17 protein-coding genes are annotated in these 17,104 nt (G+C 42.7%); 13 read left to right on the forward strand and 4 right to left on the reverse strand.

Translation table 11 applies throughout. From position 1 onward, the window contains the following. Positions 1–72 precede the first annotated feature (72 nt). From C6W21_RS13325 to C6W21_RS13360, 8 genes are all read left to right on the forward strand, one after another. Positions 73–378 (forward strand): metal-sensing transcriptional repressor, encoded by a 306-nt coding sequence (locus C6W21_RS13325; RefSeq protein WP_106050747.1) that lies wholly within the window; start codon positions 73–75, stop codon positions 376–378. 84 nt (positions 379–462) lie between these two features. Then, positions 463–669 (forward strand): copper chaperone CopZ, encoded by a 207-nt coding sequence (gene copZ, locus C6W21_RS13330; RefSeq protein WP_106056450.1) that lies wholly within the window; start codon positions 463–465, stop codon positions 667–669. Between the two features lie 81 nt (positions 670–750). Continuing rightward, positions 751–3,186 (forward strand): heavy metal translocating P-type ATPase, encoded by a 2,436-nt coding sequence (locus tag C6W21_RS13335; RefSeq protein ID WP_106050749.1) that lies wholly within the window; start codon positions 751–753, stop codon positions 3,184–3,186. After that, positions 3,183–3,317, forward strand: coding sequence for a hypothetical protein (locus tag C6W21_RS19370; protein ID WP_262982825.1), 135 nt, complete (start codon positions 3,183–3,185; stop codon positions 3,315–3,317). Before C6W21_RS13335 ends, C6W21_RS19370 begins: the two co-directional genes overlap by 4 nt. Before the next feature lie 175 nt (positions 3,318–3,492). Then, entirely contained in the window at positions 3,493–4,770 is a 1,278-nt protein-coding gene (locus C6W21_RS13345; RefSeq protein ID WP_003213370.1) for a cation:dicarboxylate symporter family transporter, read from the forward strand. Between the two features lie 17 nt (positions 4,771–4,787). Further along, positions 4,788–6,233, forward strand: coding sequence for an aspartate ammonia-lyase (aspA, locus tag C6W21_RS13350; protein WP_034659994.1), 1,446 nt, complete (start codon positions 4,788–4,790; stop codon positions 6,231–6,233). 116 nt (positions 6,234–6,349) lie between these two features. After that, complete coding sequence (locus C6W21_RS13355) at positions 6,350–7,666, forward strand: ATP-binding protein (protein ID WP_106056452.1); 1,317 nt, start codon at positions 6,350–6,352, stop codon at positions 7,664–7,666. Continuing rightward, positions 7,663–8,595, forward strand: coding sequence for a response regulator (locus tag C6W21_RS13360; protein WP_106056454.1), 933 nt, complete (start codon positions 7,663–7,665; stop codon positions 8,593–8,595). The genes C6W21_RS13355 and C6W21_RS13360 overlap by 4 nt, the downstream gene beginning before the upstream one ends. Before the next feature lie 19 nt (positions 8,596–8,614). Here C6W21_RS13360 and C6W21_RS13365 read toward each other — a convergent pair whose 3' ends face one another. After that, on the reverse strand, positions 8,615–9,220 hold the full coding sequence (locus C6W21_RS13365; RefSeq protein ID WP_106050753.1) for a TetR/AcrR family transcriptional regulator: 606 nt from the start codon (positions 9,218–9,220) through the stop codon (positions 8,615–8,617). An 88-nt stretch (positions 9,221–9,308) separates the two neighbouring features. Here C6W21_RS13365 and C6W21_RS13370 point away from each other — a divergent pair, with 88 nt between their 5' ends. Further along, positions 9,309–9,857 (forward strand): hypothetical protein, encoded by a 549-nt coding sequence (locus C6W21_RS13370; protein WP_106050754.1) that lies wholly within the window; start codon positions 9,309–9,311, stop codon positions 9,855–9,857. A gap of 37 nt (positions 9,858–9,894) precedes the next feature. On the opposite strand, the gene C6W21_RS13375 is transcribed toward C6W21_RS13370, so the two are convergent. From C6W21_RS13375 to C6W21_RS13385, 3 genes are read right to left on the reverse strand one after another with little or no spacing between them, the layout of a single operon-like run. Then, positions 9,895–10,833, reverse strand: a complete 939-nt coding sequence (locus tag C6W21_RS13375; protein ID WP_106056456.1) for a metal ABC transporter substrate-binding protein — start codon at positions 10,831–10,833, stop codon at positions 9,895–9,897. 13 nt (positions 10,834–10,846) lie between these two features. Continuing rightward, positions 10,847–11,719, reverse strand: a complete 873-nt coding sequence (locus C6W21_RS13380) for a metal ABC transporter permease (RefSeq protein ID WP_106050756.1) — start codon at positions 11,717–11,719, stop codon at positions 10,847–10,849. Then, positions 11,719–12,462, reverse strand: a complete 744-nt coding sequence (locus C6W21_RS13385) for a metal ABC transporter ATP-binding protein (RefSeq protein WP_106050757.1) — start codon at positions 12,460–12,462, stop codon at positions 11,719–11,721. Before C6W21_RS13385 ends, C6W21_RS13380 begins: the two co-directional genes overlap by 1 nt. 431 nt (positions 12,463–12,893) lie before the next feature. On the opposite strand from C6W21_RS13385, the gene C6W21_RS13390 reads away from it, so the two are divergent. From C6W21_RS13390 to C6W21_RS13405, 4 genes are all read left to right on the forward strand, one after another. Further along, entirely contained in the window at positions 12,894–14,993 is a 2,100-nt protein-coding gene (locus C6W21_RS13390) for a heavy metal translocating P-type ATPase (RefSeq protein ID WP_106056458.1), read from the forward strand. A gap of 142 nt (positions 14,994–15,135) precedes the next feature. Next, positions 15,136–15,822: a DsbA family protein gene (locus C6W21_RS13395; protein WP_034660697.1), complete on the forward strand. Its 687-nt coding sequence runs from the start codon at positions 15,136–15,138 to the stop codon at positions 15,820–15,822. Then, on the forward strand, positions 15,819–16,232 hold the full coding sequence (locus tag C6W21_RS13400) for a disulfide oxidoreductase (RefSeq protein ID WP_003212957.1): 414 nt from the start codon (positions 15,819–15,821) through the stop codon (positions 16,230–16,232). Before C6W21_RS13395 ends, C6W21_RS13400 begins: the two co-directional genes overlap by 4 nt. 146 nt (positions 16,233–16,378) lie before the next feature. After that, positions 16,379–16,990 (forward strand): trimeric intracellular cation channel family protein, encoded by a 612-nt coding sequence (locus tag C6W21_RS13405; RefSeq protein WP_003212961.1) that lies wholly within the window; start codon positions 16,379–16,381, stop codon positions 16,988–16,990. Positions 16,991–17,104: the final 114 nt, after the last annotated feature.

Below are 17,104 nucleotides of genomic sequence, written 5' to 3' on the forward strand. Positions count from 1 at the left end.
TCTTTGCCTTTTCCGGTGAAGATATGCTTTAATTTAAATAAAGACAAGTCTTATTAGAAAAAAGGTGATCACATGACAGAACATGAAGAAAGACATATGGTTTCGCCAAGAGCCGAGAAGGATAAAGATCAATTGATCAATCGATTGAAACGAGTGGAAGGACAAGTGCGTGGAATTCAGCAAATGATTGAAAACGATCGTTACTGTATAGATGTTGTCAATCAAATCTCCGCTGTCAATGCAGCTTTGAAAAAAGTCAGCCTTCAATTGATGGAAAAGCATACACATCACTGCGTAGCGGATGCCATTAAGAGCGGCAATGGAGATGAAGCCATTGAAGAATTAATGAACGTTTTTACAAAACTGACAAAATCGTAGCACATTAAGAATGATTTATGTTTACATTGATACCCTACTAGGGTATAGTAAGTTGTAGTAAATGATTGAAGGAGGCGATGAGAAGTGGAACAAGCGACACTTCAAGTGCAGGGTATGTCTTGCGGACATTGCGTGAAAGCAGTCGAAGGAAATGTAGGAGAATTAGCAGGTGTTGAATCTGTGAAAGTCCATTTAGACAAGGGAGAGGTGGATGTTTCATTTCATCCTGATCAAGTCACGTTACACCGAATCTCTGATGTGATTGAAGAACAGGGATATGATGTCGTATAAATGATATACGTGCTGCATGTGTCAGCGCGTATTTTTTTCAAAAAAAGATACCCCCAAGGAGTATGTGAAGAGGTGAGAAGAATGAAAAAAGAAATTGATTTTCATATTACGGGGATGACCTGTGCTGCCTGTGCAGGACGCATTGAAAAGAGCTTGAACAAGCTGGAAGGTGTGGATGAAGCCAATGTGAATTTGGCACTTGAAACATCTCATATCGTATATGAAACGGAACAACTATCACCAGATGATCTGACGAAAAAAATCCAATCTCTTGGCTACGGTGTGGTGATGGAGCAAGCAGAGTTTGATATAGAGGGAATGACGTGTGCGGCGTGTGCCAACCGAATCGAGAAAAAAATCAATCGGATGGATGGTGTTGATCACGGATCTGTGAACTTTGCGCTTGAGACCCTTCAGGTCACGTATTACCCTGGCCAAACGTCTACAAATGATATAAAGGATGCAGTACAGTCCATTGGGTATTCTTTAATTGAACCAGCTGCAGATGAAGCAGAGGAAGGAAAGAAAGATCATCGCCAAGCAGCAATAGAGAAGCAGACGGCACGCTTTTTATTTTCAATGATCCTGTCACTGCCGCTTCTTTGGGCAATGGTCAGCCATTTTTCCTTCACGTCTTTTATTTGGCTGCCTGAAGCGTTCATGAATCCTTGGGTTCAGCTGGCGTTAGCAGCGCCGGTTCAGTTCATTGTCGGCTGGCCCTTCTATGTAGGTGCGTATAAAGCTTTACGTAATAAAAGTGCCAACATGGATGTTCTTGTTGCACTTGGGACGTCAGCAGCGTTTTTCTATAGTTTATACGAAAGCATTCAGTCAGCGGTTCAAGGCACACATGAGACAGCCCTCTATTATGAAACAAGTGCTGTGCTTATTACGTTGATCGTGCTCGGAAAATTAATGGAAGCAAGAGCAAAAGGGAGATCATCAGAAGCGATTCAAAAGCTGATGGGCCTACAAGCGAAAGAAGCGGTCATCGAGCGAGATGGGAAAGAGATGACCGTGCCAATTTCCGAAGTGAAAGTGAATGATCTTGTGTTTGTCAAACCGGGTGAGAAAGTGCCGGTAGATGGAGAGATCGTGGAGGGGACAACCGCAATAGACGAATCCATGATAACAGGAGAAAGTCTTCCTGTTGATAAAACCGCAGGAGATGCGGTCATCGGGGCAACCATCAATAAAAATGGGTTTGTGAAAGTGAAAGCGACAAAAGTCGGGAAAGAGACCGCCCTTTCACAGATTATCCGAGTCGTAGAACAAGCACAGGGCTCAAAAGCACCGATTCAAAGGATGGCAGATCAAATATCAGGGATATTTGTTCCCATCGTTGTAGGAATTGCTGTGCTCACATTCCTGATATGGTTTTTCCTTATTGACCCAGGAAATGTGACGTCAGCCCTTGAAACGTTTATCGCAGTCATCGTCATCGCATGTCCGTGTGCGCTTGGTCTTGCCACACCAACTTCTATAATGGCTGGCAGCGGCCGTGCAGCTGAATCAGGCATTTTGTTTAAAGGCGGGGAGCATTTAGAAGTGACCCAGTCACTTGACACGGTGGTTTTAGATAAAACAGGGACTGTGACAAAAGGGGAGCCGAGTCTCACAGATGTGATGGCTTATGCCAATTGGACAGAAGATGCGCTGCTACAGCTAACAGGATCGGCAGAACAGCAGTCAGAACACCCGCTTGCTAGAGCGATCGCAGACGGAATGAAGGAACAAGGTCTTGAAGCGGTCGAGGTCGAAGCCTTCCAAGCAGACCCAGGACATGGAATTGAAGCAATCGCCGCAGGGCGCAAGCTTTTGATTGGTACACGTAAGCTATTACAGAAACATCATATCCCATATGATCAAGTCGAAGCATCCGTCACGCTACTGGAGCAGCAAGGGAAAACGGCTATGCTCGTCGCGATTGACGGCGAAGTCGCCGGCATTGTCGCAGTGGCAGATACGATCAAATCATCCTCACCTCAAGCTATCAAGCGTCTGAAAGAGCAAGGAATTCACGTTGTCATGATGACAGGTGATAACAAGCTGACGGCAGAGGCGATTGCGAAACAGGCGGGCATTGATCATGTCATTGCGGAAGTCCTGCCTGAGGAAAAGGCTGCTCACATTGCGGCGCTTCAGGAACAAGGAAAGAAAGTCGCCATGGTCGGAGATGGCATCAATGATGCCCCGGCTCTTGCGACAGCGAATATTGGGATGGCAGTTGGAACAGGGACAGATGTTGCCATGGAAGCAGCAGATATCACGCTCATGACAGGAGACCTCCATGCCATTGCAGATGCGCTTGAATTTAGTAAAAAAACGATGAGAAACATCAAGCAAAATCTATTTTGGGCGCTTGCCTATAACTGTATTGGGATACCGATAGCTGCTTTTGGACTCCTTGCGCCATGGCTTGCAGGAGCAGCAATGGCCTTTAGCTCCGTGTCGGTTGTATTGAATGCACTCAGATTGCAGCGATTGAAGCCGGTTAGAGAAGGAGTGGCACAATGAAGCTGAATGTCAGATGGATTTGGACGATTAGTGCATTGTTCTACGTTGCTCTTGTCCTCATTGGATATGAGATTTACGATGGATTTTATCTACAACAAGATACACCAAGTGAACAAATGCAAGATCATTGAGACTTCGCCCAAAAGCGAAGTCTTTTTTTAACAATTTTGTGGAAAAACCCACCTTTTAAAAGATTTTTCATAAAAAATTCACTTTTTTTGTTCCTTTTTGTCGTTTTTTGTAGGTTCATCGTTAAGATGCGATTAAGCAACAAAGAAAGCGTTATCAAAAAAAGGGGGTTCACGTATGAAAAAGTTAGGGTTAGCTTCTCAAATACTCATTGCGCTTGTTCTGGGTGTTATCGTGGGAGCGCTGTTTTATCAAAATGAAACCGTTATTAATGTGTTAACGCCGATTGGCGATATATTCATCCATTTAATTAAAATGATCGTTCTTCCAATTGTTATTGCTGCATTGATTGTAGCAGTAGCTGGTGTAGGGGATATGAAAACCATCGGAAGACTCGGCGGAAAAACCATTCTTTACTTCGAAATTGTGACAACGATTGCATTAGCAGTAGGACTGCTTGCAGCAAACGTCTTCCATCCTGGTACAGGAATTGACATGAGCAACATGGAAAAAGGCGATATCTCTAAATATGAAGAGACATCGAAAGCTTCTTCCGAAAAAGCGAGTTTCTCTGAAACCATTGTGCATTTAGTGCCAACAAACGTTTTCCAATCCATTGCAGAAGGTGATCTATTACCAACGATCTTCTTTACAGTCTTATTCGGATTAGGAATTGCCGCAGTAGGAGACAAAGGGAAACCAGTGTTAGGATTCTTTGAGGGTATACTCGAAGCCATGTTCTGGGTGACCAATAAAGTGATGAAGTTTGCACCATTTGGTGTATTCGCGCTCATCAGTGTGACGGTGATCAAATTCGGGGTCGGAGCGCTTCTCCCGCTAGGTAAACTGGTACTTGTCGTTTACGGTACAATGGCATTCTTCGTCATTGTCGTACTTGGCATTATCGCAAAATTAGCTGGAACAAGCGTCTTTACACTATTTAGAGTGCTAAAAGAAGAAATCATTCTTGCATTCTCAACAGCAAGTTCAGAAGCTGTACTGCCTAGATTAATGGACAAAATGGAGAAGTTCGGCTGCCCGAAAGCGATCACGTCGTTCGTTATCCCAACAGGCTACACCTTTAACCTAGATGGAAGTGCCATCTATCAATCCATTGCCGCCATATTTGTTGCACAAATGTACGGCATGCCGCTTTCCATCTATGAGCAAATTACGTTACTATTAATCTTGATGCTGACATCTAAAGGAATGGCTGGTGTACCAGGTGCATCTATCGTTGTTGTCATCACAACACTTGGTGCAATGGGACTGCCGCTTGAAGGACTTGCCTTCATCGTTGGGATCGACCGTATTCTTGACATGGTTCGTACAACTGTTAACGTATTTGGTAACTCACTTGCAGCCATTGTCATGTCTAAGTGGGAAAAAGTTTTTGATCAAGAGAAATCGAAGAAGTATATTGAGGAATTAAAACAACAAACAAAAGCAGCGTAAAAAGGAGATCTTTTCAAATGACGAAGCTACAGGACAAGCAAGTTCGAATCGAACGAGACTTTTTAGGTGAAAAGGAAGTAGACACTCAAGCATATTATGGAATTCAAACATTACGTGCAGTAGAGAACTTTCCAATTACTGGCTACCATGTTCATGAGGAACTCATCAAAGCATTAGGGATTGTCAAAAAGGCAGCCGCACTTGCAAATATGGATACACAACGACTATATTCTGGTCTTGGAGAAAAAATTGTTCAAGCCGCAGATGAGGTTATTGAAGGAAAATGGAACAATCAATTTATTGTCGATCCAATTCAAGGCGGGGCTGGCACTTCAATGAATATGAATGCCAATGAAGTCATTGCAAACAGAGCGCTTGAACTACTAGGAAAGGAAAAAGGCGCTTATACTGAGCTAAGTCCAAACACGCATGTGAACATGTCGCAGTCAACAAACGACGTTTTCCCAACAGCGATTCATATTTCAACATTGAATATGATTGAAAAACTACTTTATACGATGGAAAACATGCATCAAGTCATGACTGAAAAAGCGCAGGAATTCGATCATGTCATCAAAATGGGACGTACGCATCTTCAGGACGCTGTTCCAATCAGACTTGGTCAGGAGTTTAGTGCCTATGCAAAGGTTCTTGCTCGTGATATTAAACGTATCAAGCAGTCTAGACAGCATTTATATGAAGTCAATATGGGAGCAACAGCAGTCGGAACTGGATTGAATGCTGATCCTAAATATATTCGCCAAGTGGTTGGCTATCTATCTGACATTAGCGGATTACCGTTAGTTGGAGCTGAAGACTTAGTCGATGCAACACAAAATACGGATGCTTATACAGAAGTATCAGCTGCACTTAAAGTATGTATGATGAATATGTCCAAAATGGCGAACGATATTCGTTTGATGGCTTCAGGTCCAAGAGCAGGCTTTGGTGAGCTTCACTTGCCGCCGAGACAGCCAGGTTCATCTATCATGCCAGGTAAAGTCAACCCAGTTATGCCTGAAGTCATGAACCAAGTGGCATTCCAAGTCATCGGAAATGATCACACGATCTGTCTTGCATCAGAGGCTGGTCAGCTTGAACTGAACGTCATGGAACCAGTTTTAATATTCAACTTACTACAATCTCTCAGCATGATGAAAAATGTATTTGAGTCCTTCATGGACAACTGCTTGCGTGATCTGAAAGCAGATGAAACGAGATTAAAAGAATATGTAGAAAAAAGTGCTGGTGTCATGACAGCGGTGAACCCGCATATTGGTTATGAAGCAGCTGCACGAATTGCAAGAGAAGCGATTCTTACAGGCGCATCTGTACGTGAGCTTTGTCTGCAAAATGATGTGTTAACAGAGGAAGAGCTTGACGTCATCTTGAATCCTTTTGAAATGACCAAACCAGGTATTGCTGGCGCATCACTTTTAGAAAAGGATCGTCTAGAAGATTAAGCGGCATCATGAGAAGCGCACACCGGCAAAGTTCCGGTGTGCGCTTTTTCATGGATGTTTGTTTTTCTCAAGCTCACATAGTATACTATCGTCAATTATTAGGGATGTGACTGCGTTTGAATCTACTGAAAAAATGGCTGAATACAGAGCCTTATTTAATTGTGATGCTCATTGTACTGACACCGATTGGCGGAGAGTTTAAATTTTATCCATTTGAGGACAGCTTTCGGGTCAGCTTTGGAACCGTTGTCTTTTTCTTTATCCTGCTTCAAATGAAAAAATTCCCGGCATGGGCTAGCGGTATTATTGCAGGGGTTTCTGTTTTTGCGTTTCGCGTGCTGCTTGATACAGCAGTGACAGGGCATCTTCCGCTGGAAGAGGCGGTTTCATTAAGATTTCCTTCCCTGCTTTATTATGTCGTCTATGGCACGCTCTTTTATTTATTGAAGGTCAGACGTTTCCGTGATCAGCCTTGGCTGATTGGAGCGACAGGTATCATCATGGAACTGTGTGCGAGCGTTGTTGAGATGATTGCACTTCGTGGCACCATTGATGAAATTTTAACGATGCGGACGCTGTTTCAACTTTTTGTTTTGGCGATTTTTAGAAGCTTTTTCGTGTTGGCTTGTTATACAATGATTCGATTATATGAAGAGCAGGCGAGAGAGCGTCAAATGAAAAAGGAAAAGGAACATCTGCTGATGCTCCTGTCTAACCTTTACACGGAATCTACATACTTTCATAAAACACTTGCACATGCTGAGCACATTACAGCGACATCCTATCAATTGTATCAATCCCTGCACCACGCAAAGGATGGGAAATCATTGGATTTGAAAAAGCTCGGAAAAACAGCCCTGCAAATTGCAGGAGAGGTACATGAGATCAAAAAGGATAACCAGCGGATTTTTTCTGCATTATCAAAGCTGATTCATGAGGAAAATTTCCAGGCTTATGCAAGTCCTGCGCATATTGCTGGGCTTGTGATTCGTATCCATGAAAATTACGCAGAATCTCTTAAAAAAAACATTGTCTTTCATTATGATGAAGATGGGCAGCATCCCTCCTATCACGTGTATACCATTCTATCTTTGTTAAATAATATCGTTTCCAATGCTGTCGAAGCCATTCCGGTGGATGGTGAGGTGTCACTTTCCATTTCACAGAAAGAGAACCATGTGATCTTTCAAATTAGTGACAACGGACCTGGCATTAAAGAGCGTAATCATCATGTTATTTTTAAACCCGGTTTTACTTTAAAATACGACCAGGCTGGGAATCCATCAAGCGGTATCGGGCTTTCCTATGTGAAGGATACAGCGGAGAAGCTTGGCGGAAGTGTTGAGATGAAGAGTATCCCAAATAAACAAACGATTTTCACGTTAACGATACCAGTGGATCAAGTCAGTAGAAAAGAGGGGATTGGGAGATGAGGTTTTTTATTGTTGATGATGATGAAGCCGTGCGTTCTTCACTGGCTCAGCTCATTGAAGATGAAGAGCTTGGCATTGTCGCAGGGGAAGCAGAGGATGGCGCAGAGTTAACAGCAAGCTACTTAAATGATTTGCACATTGATATTTTATGTATTGATCTATTAATGCCGGAAAGAGACGGTCTTGAAACGATTCGAGCCATAAAGGATGAGTTTCGTGGGAAATACTTAATGCTGTCACAGGTAGAAACAAAGGAATTAATCGGCCAGGCGTATACGCTTGGCGTTGAGTATTATGTGACAAAGCCGATCAATCGTGTAGAGGTCTTAAGTGTGCTCCACCTCATGATTGAACGGCTTCATTTAGAGCATTCAATTGAGAACATTCAGCACTCACTCAAATCCGTCATGCAGTTTCAGCAGCGTGGTCAGACGAAAACGAAGCAGCGTGGGAAAAGTCTTGCAGAGGCAGGTCAGTTCTTGCTGGCAGAGCTTGGGATTGTCGGTGAGAAGGGGTCTAAAGATTTATTAGATATGATTCTTTTCACAGATCAATATTTAGCGCTGCATACCGAACATCACGATTCATTTCCTTCTTTAAAGGTTATTTTCACAGGCGTCACCGAGGATAAATTAAATGAGCCTTACACATCGGCAGACATTGCAAGAGAAGCGAAGGCAGCGGAACAGCGGGTAAGGCGTGCGATCAACCAATCCTTGAAACACATCGCATCACTTGGATTAACCGATTTTTCTCATCCGACCTTTGAAAATTACGCATCTAAATTCTTTGATTTCACCATCGTGCGAAAGAAAATGAGTGAATTAACAAAAGAGACGAGCGGAAGAGAAGAACACACCCGTATCAATGTGAAGAAATTTGTGCAGGTGCTCTACTACGAAGCAAAACGTATTTTTATGGAAGATTAAAAAAAGACATGCTCCCTCATTAGGGAGACATGTCTTTTTTGGTGATGGATTGCAGGTGCATTTGCAGCACGGAGCGTATGAGCTGAGGCGGTAAACGATGAGGCTGCAAGATTCCATTCAATGCAAGCCCATTGATGACCGCATAAAGCCGCTCAGTTTCGACTAAAAGATCGATATGATCAAGCAAAAGCCCATCCTCTTTTAATTTCATTAAGCAAAATTGGGTCGTTTGGAAAAGCTCGTCATACATCTTTGCATTGAGCGGCTGTAAATCTGGTTCTGTCAGCGACTTGACTGTAAAAGCCTGCCACACCTCCATTTCAAATCTTCGTTCTTCATCAAGTGGAAGAACCTGCTCCAATAACATGAGGACATTTTCTTCCGTTGAACCGTTTAGCTGAAGTCCTGTCATCCGCTCCTTGACTCTTTCCTGAATCAATGTCATAGAGAAAAGAAATAGCTCCTGCTGTGTGGAGAAATAATGACGCATAGAGCCGGCTGAAATTCCAGCTTCTACTGCTATTTTTCGTACAGAAGCATTCTCCAAACCATCCTGTTTAATCACTCTCATTGCAGCTTGAGCGACTTTTTGTTTTTGTTTATGGTGATCGACGATTTTTGGCATACATTGATTTTAGCACAGCTATTGTTTTTTTAACACAGTTGTGTTATTTTTATTTAATACAACTGTGTTGAAAAGGATGTGGGGAATATTGGTCGGTTTATTGATTGTGGCATGTGAAATTGGCTTTTGGCTGTTTATTCTGGTGGGTTTAACACTTCGTTATGTGTTTAGACAGAAAAAGTGGGGCGCCTTCTTCCTCATTTGTACACCGATTTTGGATCTCATTCTTCTTGCAGCGACTTATATGGATTTAAGGCAGGGAGCTGTGGCAAGTGTCATTCACGGGCTTGCGGCTGTTTATATTGGGATGAGTCTCGCCTTTGGACATCAAATGGTGAAATGGGCAGATGTCCGGTTTGCTTATCGATTTGCAGGAGGCCCTAAACCGAAGGGGAGACCAAAGTACGGGAAGGAACGGTCTGTGTATGAAATGGTCGGCTGGACGCGGCATCTCGTCTCTTATGTCATCGGGGCTGGTTTGCTATTTGGGTTATCCTACCTCATCCAAGCACCAGAACGAACGGAAGCACTGATGCAGCTCGCCGGTGTGTGGGGAATGGTCTTAGCCATTGATTTCGTTATTAGCATCAGCTATGTTATCTGGCCGAAAAAACACCCGCAAAATATAGCCAGCTAATAAAAAAGACAGGCGGAATCATTCCGCCTGTCTTTTCTTATGATGAAAGCCCTTTGTAAATGGTGTCAATATTCCATTTCATCATCTTATAGTAGCTGTCTCCGTCTTCACCTTTCTTTCCAATAGAGTCAGTGAATACTTTTCCTTTAATCGGAACCCCGGTTTCCTCAGATAAGCTTTCAAGGCTGCGTTGATCGACACTTGTTTCAAGAAAGAGCGCAGGTACTTGATGATCTTTGACAAAATGAATGATGCGCTTCATTTGTCCAGGTGTTCCTTCACTTTCTGTGTTGATCTCCCAAATGTAGCCTGCTTTCAGTCCATAGGCATCTGCAAAATACTTGAAGGCTCCCTCACTTGTCACAAGGAGCTTTTTGTCTTTTGGCAGCTGATCAAACTTGTCTTTTGCTTCATCGTGAAGCGCTTGAAGCTTTTTGATATAGGCTTCTGTATTTTTTTCGTAATCCTCTTGATGCTCAGGGTCCGCTTTAATAAGCGCATCCCGGGCATTTTGAGCATAAAGAATCCCATTTTCGATATTCAGCCAGGCGTGGGGGTCCTGCTGGCTTTCGAGTCCTTTTGAAGACAAGTGCTTTACTTTGACGCCTTTACTTAATTCGGCTACAGGTGCATCATCCCCATCCTTGCCACTCGATTCGAGCAGCTTTTGAAACCAGCCGTTCCCTGTCTCAAGGTTTAAGCCATTATATAGAACAAGGTCTGCATCCGTCGTATGCTGAACATCCTTTGGCAGTGGGTCAAATTCATGTGGGTCTGTACCAATGGGAACAATGCTGTGAATAGAGACGTGCTCTCCGCCTACTTCCTTCACAATGTCATAAAGAATGGAGTAGGTCGTGACGACTTTTAATGTGCCGTCATCTTTGCCGGAATTATTTTGCTTAGTAGAACAGCCTGCGATGACCATAAGGGCAACGAATACTGCGATCAAACGGATTGCAAATACCTTCTTCATATATGTCCTCCTTTTACATAGACGCTTCCTTTTTTAGCTGCGTTCGTTTTCGTTTAGATTTTAATGATCTCCATAGAATTCCTTGCTTTGGTGAAAAGATAAAGGCACTCCCGAATAAAATGGTCGCGACCAGCACGATAGAAGCTCCAGACGACAAGTTATACGTAAAACTAAGCCCAAGTCCCACGACAGCAGAAACTGCACCGAAAAAAGCAGATAAATAAATCATGATCCATAGCCGGTCTGTTAAGAGATAAGCAGTGGCTGCCGGCGTAATAAGCATGGCAACGACAAGAATAATCCCAACAGTTTGCAGTGACGCAACGGTCACTAGGGTCAACAAGGTCATGAGAAAATAATGGATCATTCGATTCGGTAAACCGTAAACCGAAGAAATCACCGGATCAAATGAACTAATGAGCAGCTCTTTGTAGAAAATGGTGACGGCCAGCAGGATAAAAATGCCGATGCCAAGCGTAATCCACATATCAGATGACCGAACAGCTAGAACGTTTCCAAACAAGATATGATATAAATCACTGGAACTTTTCAAAAATGTGATCAAAATAATTCCGATTGAGAAAAAAGCGGTGAAGACAATGCCGATGGCAGAATCATTTTTAATGCGGCTGTTTTGACTCACGTATCCAATCCCGATCGCTGTTAATACTCCAGTTAAAACGGCCCCAAAGAAAAAGTTAATTCCCAGCATATAAGAGATGGCGACACCTGGCAGCACGGCATGCGAAATGGCGTCTCCCATCAGGGCCATGCCCCGTAAAATAATAAAGCAGCCAATAACCCCGCAAATAATGCCTACCATGACGGATGTAAATAACGCTTTTTGCAAAAACGCATACTCAAAGAGTCCGGTTAAAAATTCCATTACACGTCTCCTCCTGCTGATTTTAAGAATGGTAGCTGCGTTTCATATGCTTCCAGCATGACCTCTGGGCGAAGGATGTCGTGTACAGGTCCAGCTTTGATGAGTTTTTTATTTAACAGAACGAGGTGGCTGAAGTAATCATCAGCTTTACTTAAATCATGATGGACAACCAAAATGGTTTTTCCTTCATCCCGTAATTCTTTCAAAATGCGAACCATTGTTTCTTCACTGGTCATATCAATCCCAACAAATGGCTCATCCAAACAGAAGAGCTGTGCATTTTGCGCAAGTGCTCTTGCAAGGAAGACACGCTGCTGCTGACCGCCGGATAACTCACCAATCTGTCTTTTGGCAAAGTCCTGCATTCCGACCTTTTCTAAACAGTGGTACGCATATGCGCGGTCTTCTTTTTTCGGACGTTTTATCAGGCCAAGCTTCGGATATGTTCCAAGTAGCACGGTATCGAGTACATGAATAGGAAACGTCCAGTCTAGATCATTTCTTTGTGGTACATAGGCGATCTGTTTTCTGACCTGTTTAAAGGACTGTTCAAAAAAGCGAATATCCCCTTGGTCTTTTTCAATTAAATCCAAACATGCCTTGAGTAAAGTCGATTTACCGGCACCATTTGGACCTATGATTCCTGTCATCGTTCCTTCCTGTACGGAAAGAGAGATGTTCTCTAATGCATCCTGCCCATGATATGAGACATGAAGACGTTCGATTGTTAAAGCATTTTGCATCTCTTGCGGCCCCTTTCAATCATCATTGCACTTCCTAAAGATATATGCATACATTAAATAATTTTGACTAAAGGATGAAATGATTCTCTAATGCTAATTTGTTTCCTTAGGGAAACTTTTATTTCATTCTAAGTGTATGTCCTTCTTTTGTAAAGAGAAAAGCTGCACTTTTTCTGTCAGAGGTCAAACGATCGTTTTTATGTTATGCGTGGAGCGGAGGACATGAGCTTGGTTTTTTGTAAATCCGTGTGACAGAATTGGACACAAAAAAACTAATTATTTCTTCATAAATGATTGACAGAAGATAAGAACTCCTCATATAATAAGGATAATCCAATATATGAATATATGCTCATATATAAAGTTTTTAATTTTTAATAGGTTGAATCGATCCAGGGAACGTTACTTATTATATAGAAAAAGGTGAGAACATGAAAAAGATGAAGGATGAATACGTATTAAGCGGTCTTGATTGCGGCAACTGTGCACGTAAAATAGAAACAGGTGTCAGCAAAATGGATGGAGTGGAAGCTTGCTCTGTTAACTTTGCGACAGGCACATTGACTGTTACGCATGCAGATAAGCAAGAAACGATGACAAAGCGTATTGAAAAAACTGTTCAGTCCATTGAACCTCATGTGAGTTTATCACCGAAAGAAGAAGGACATCATCACGATCATGATCATGGGACGAAAAATTTAAAAACGATTGTGCTGAAATTAATTGGCGGTGCAGTCATTGGAACAGCTGCTTACTTTATACCTGAAGATGGTGTACTAAAGTTCATCATGTTTTTCGCAGCGTATTTACTAGTCGGCGGTGATGTGGTTTTTAAAGCGCTGAAAAATATCGTGCGCGGCCAAGTATTTGATGAGAACTTCTTAATGACCATTGCAACAGCTGGCGCTTTTGTTATTCAACAATATCCAGAGGCACTGGCAGTTATGCTCTTTTACCAAATTGGAGAGCTCTTCCAAGGGGCAGCAGTGAACCGTTCAAGACGATCAATTAGTGAATTAATGAATATACGTCCAGAATACGCGAATCTAAAAGTAGGAAATGAAACGAAAAAAGTAAATCCGGAAGAAGTAAAAGCCGGTGACCGTATTGTCGTGAAGCCTGGTGAAAAAATTCCGCTGGATGGGCTCGTTATTGAAGGCTTCTCGCTCGTTGATACCTCTGCATTAACAGGGGAGTCGGTGCCGCGGGATGTAGAAGCGGGGAAGGAAGTTCTTGCAGGATTTGTGAATCAAAACGGTATACTTGAAATTGAAGTGCAAAAAGAGCTAAGCGAATCGGCAGTGACGAAGATTTTAGATTTGGTTGAGAATGCGAGCAGCCGAAAAGCACAGACAGAAAATTTCATCACAAAGTTTGCAAAATATTATACACCGGCTGTCGTCGTGCTCGCCTTATTGCTTGCCTTTGTGCCGCCGCTTCTTATTCCATCAGCACAATTGTCTGACTGGGTGTACCGGGCACTTGTCTTTCTCGTGATCTCTTGTCCTTGTGCTCTTGTTGTGTCCATTCCATTAGGATTCTTCGGGGGAATTGGGGCAGCTTCTAAACGAGGCATCCTTGTGAAAGGCAGTAACTATCTAGAAGCATTGAATTCTGTGAAATATGCGGTATTTGATAAGACGGGCACGCTAACAAAAGGAAACTTTACGGTGACCAATATTGTCACAACCAGCGACAAGTGGTCAGAAGAAGAGCTGCTTGCTTTTGCAGCACTGGCAGAAGCTCATTCCTCTCACCCTATTGCAGAATCGATTAAAGCGGCATACAGCTTACCGCTTGATGAAAGCCAGATCGAAGCATATGAGGATATCGCGGGACATGGAATTAAAGCGACCATCAGCGGTTCCCGTGTCTTAACGGGAAATCACCGCTTGATGGAGCGAGAAGGCATTGCGTATGAAAAAGAAAAAAGAAGCGGAACTGTTGTGTACATGGCGATTAACGGTGAGTTTGCAGGATCGATCTTGATAGCAGATGAATTGAAGGAAGATGCAATCGAAGCCGTTTCTGCTCTAAAAGCGTCTGGAATTCAAACCGTCATGCTCACTGGTGATGCTAAGCAAGTCGGAACTGCGGTCGCCAATCAAATTGGTATCGACGAAGTACATGCAGAATTATTACCGCAGGATAAAGTAACGAAATTAGAAGAAATTGATCAGAAAAAAGCGCCTCAAGAAAAGCTATTATTTGTTGGGGACGGCATTAATGATACACCGGTATTAGCAAGAGCGGACATAGGAATTGCAATGGGCGGGCTTGGTTCAGACGCAGCTGTCGAAGCGGCTGATATCGTCATCATGACGGACCAGCCATCAAAGGTAGCAGAAGCCATCGCTGTCGCAAAACGGACAAGAAGGATTGTATGGCAGAATATCGCATTTGCCCTTGGTGTCAAAGGCATTTTCCTAATACTCGGTGCATTCGGAATTGCGACCATGTGGGAAGCCGTCTTCTCGGATGTCGGTGTCACCGTACTCGCTGTTTTAAATGCGATGAGGGTCATGAAATAAAATTGTAAGGAAAATTTCATGAATACCATCTTTCATAATGGACCCCCTCTTGTTAAAATAGAAGAAGTTGGATAATGGCATTTTTCTAAGCTATTATCCTTTTTCTTTTTTAAGGAATGAAAAAGATAAGGTAGGTGCTTATGTGAGTAAGAAAAATAATCAATCTTCATCCATTAAATTTGCTGTCATTTTAACCATCATCGCAGCTCTTCTCATCGGTCTATTTGTTGTGATTGGGAACAAGAACAGCCAAGAAGCACAAACAGTTGACAGTAAGCCTTCGATTAAAGGACAGCCTGTCATAGGAGACAAAAACGCAGCGGTGCAAATCGTCGAGTTTGGGGACTACAAATGTCCGTCATGTAAATCATTTGAAACAGACATTTTCCCAAAACTGAAAGCAGACTACATAGATAAAGGCGATGTATCCTTTTCATTTATTAACTTACCACTGCCTGTTCATGGAGATGGCGCAGTGTTAGCAGCACTAGCTTCTGAAGAAGTGTGGAAAGAAGATCCAAAAAACTTCTGGGCATTCCATGAAGCTGTCTATCAAGCACAGCCAGATAGTGAAGCAGAATGGGTTACGCCTGCTAAGCTGACTGAACTAGCGAAAAAGACAACAAAAATTGATACGGACAAACTCAAAGATAACTTATCAAAGAAAACGTATCAGCCGCAGCTGAACACAGACGATCAGCTTGTGAACAAATATAAAGTGAATTCAACACCAACGATTTTGATTAACAATAAACAAGTTCAAAACTTTTATGACTATGATGAAATCAAAGAATTAATTGATCAAGAGCTCAAAGGGAAGAAATCATGAAAAATAAGCTTATTTACTTGTACAGTGCTTGGATTGTCTCTATCGTTGCGACGATGAGCAGCCTGTATTTAAGTGAAATCAAGAAGTTTATCCCATGCGATATGTGCTGGTTTCAGCGCATTTTCATGTACCCGCTCGTGCTTTTACTTGGAATTGCTACGTTCCGGGGCGATGTCAAAGTGAAGTATTACGTACTGCCTTTGGCTGTGATCGGTGCTGGCTTTTCCATCTATCATTATATGGAACAAAAGATCCCGGGCTTTGCGTCGATTCGCCCTTGCCTCAGCGGCATTCCTTGTTCCGTTGATTATCTGAACTGGTTTGGTTTTATCACCATTCCACTATTAGCTCTTATTGCATTTATTCTTATCATCATCAGTATGCTGCTGTTAAATGCAAAAGAAGATTGAGAGATAGCCTGCTTTTAAGCGGGCTATTTTTTATTTTTGCAAAAAGATAAAATTTAAAGAAAATTTGTATTGCTTTTCGCTTATGTCAGATATACATTAAGGGAGTAGTGTTAGATGATCAGATCATGTAAGGAGATAAGCGGAAAATGGCATGGGAAGTCTTAAGTATCATTGGTATTATCGCATTCGCCATTAGTGGTGCGATAGTGGCAATGGAGGAAGAGTACGATATTCTTGGTGTGTACATTTTAGGGATTGTGACAGCATTTGGCGGTGGAGCGATCCGGAATCTATTAATTGGTCTTCCGGTGTCTGCTTTATGGTCACAGGGCAAGATGTTTACCATTGCTCTTGTATCCATTACGATTGTGTTTCTTTTTCCAAAGCTTTTGCTCAAGCACTGGAGCACATGGGGGAATTTCTCGGATGCGATCGGCTTAGCAGCGTTTGCAATTCAAGGTGCATTATTTGCTGTGCAAAGAGAGCTTCCGCTCAGTGCGGTCATTGTGGCAGCCATTTTGACTGGAAGCGGCGGCGGAATTGTGCGTGATCTCCTGGCAGGGCGCAAACCGCTTGTTTTAAAAGCGGAGATTTACGCAGTTTGGGCAGCACTTGGCGGCTTACTCGTAGGACTCGGTTTAGCACAAGGAGAGATTGCTTTGTATTTGCTGTTCCTCATCCTCGTCGTATGCAGGGTTTGTTCCTACCTATTCAAATGGCGGCTTCCCGCTAGGTCTTATTTTTTAAATAAAGGGTAAAACGAGAAAAGAGCGGTTTCGCTCTTTTTTTTTTTGTTTGATACGAGCTGGATGTCAGCAGGTAATGGAGTTTTCGTGTAAAATAAAAGCAGGGTCTTTTTGTTCATCATTGGA

Origin of the sequence: Bacillus sp. NMCN1 (assembly GCF_002998085.1) — a bacterium.
Lineage (GTDB): Bacteria > Bacillota > Bacilli > Bacillales > Bacillaceae > Bacillus.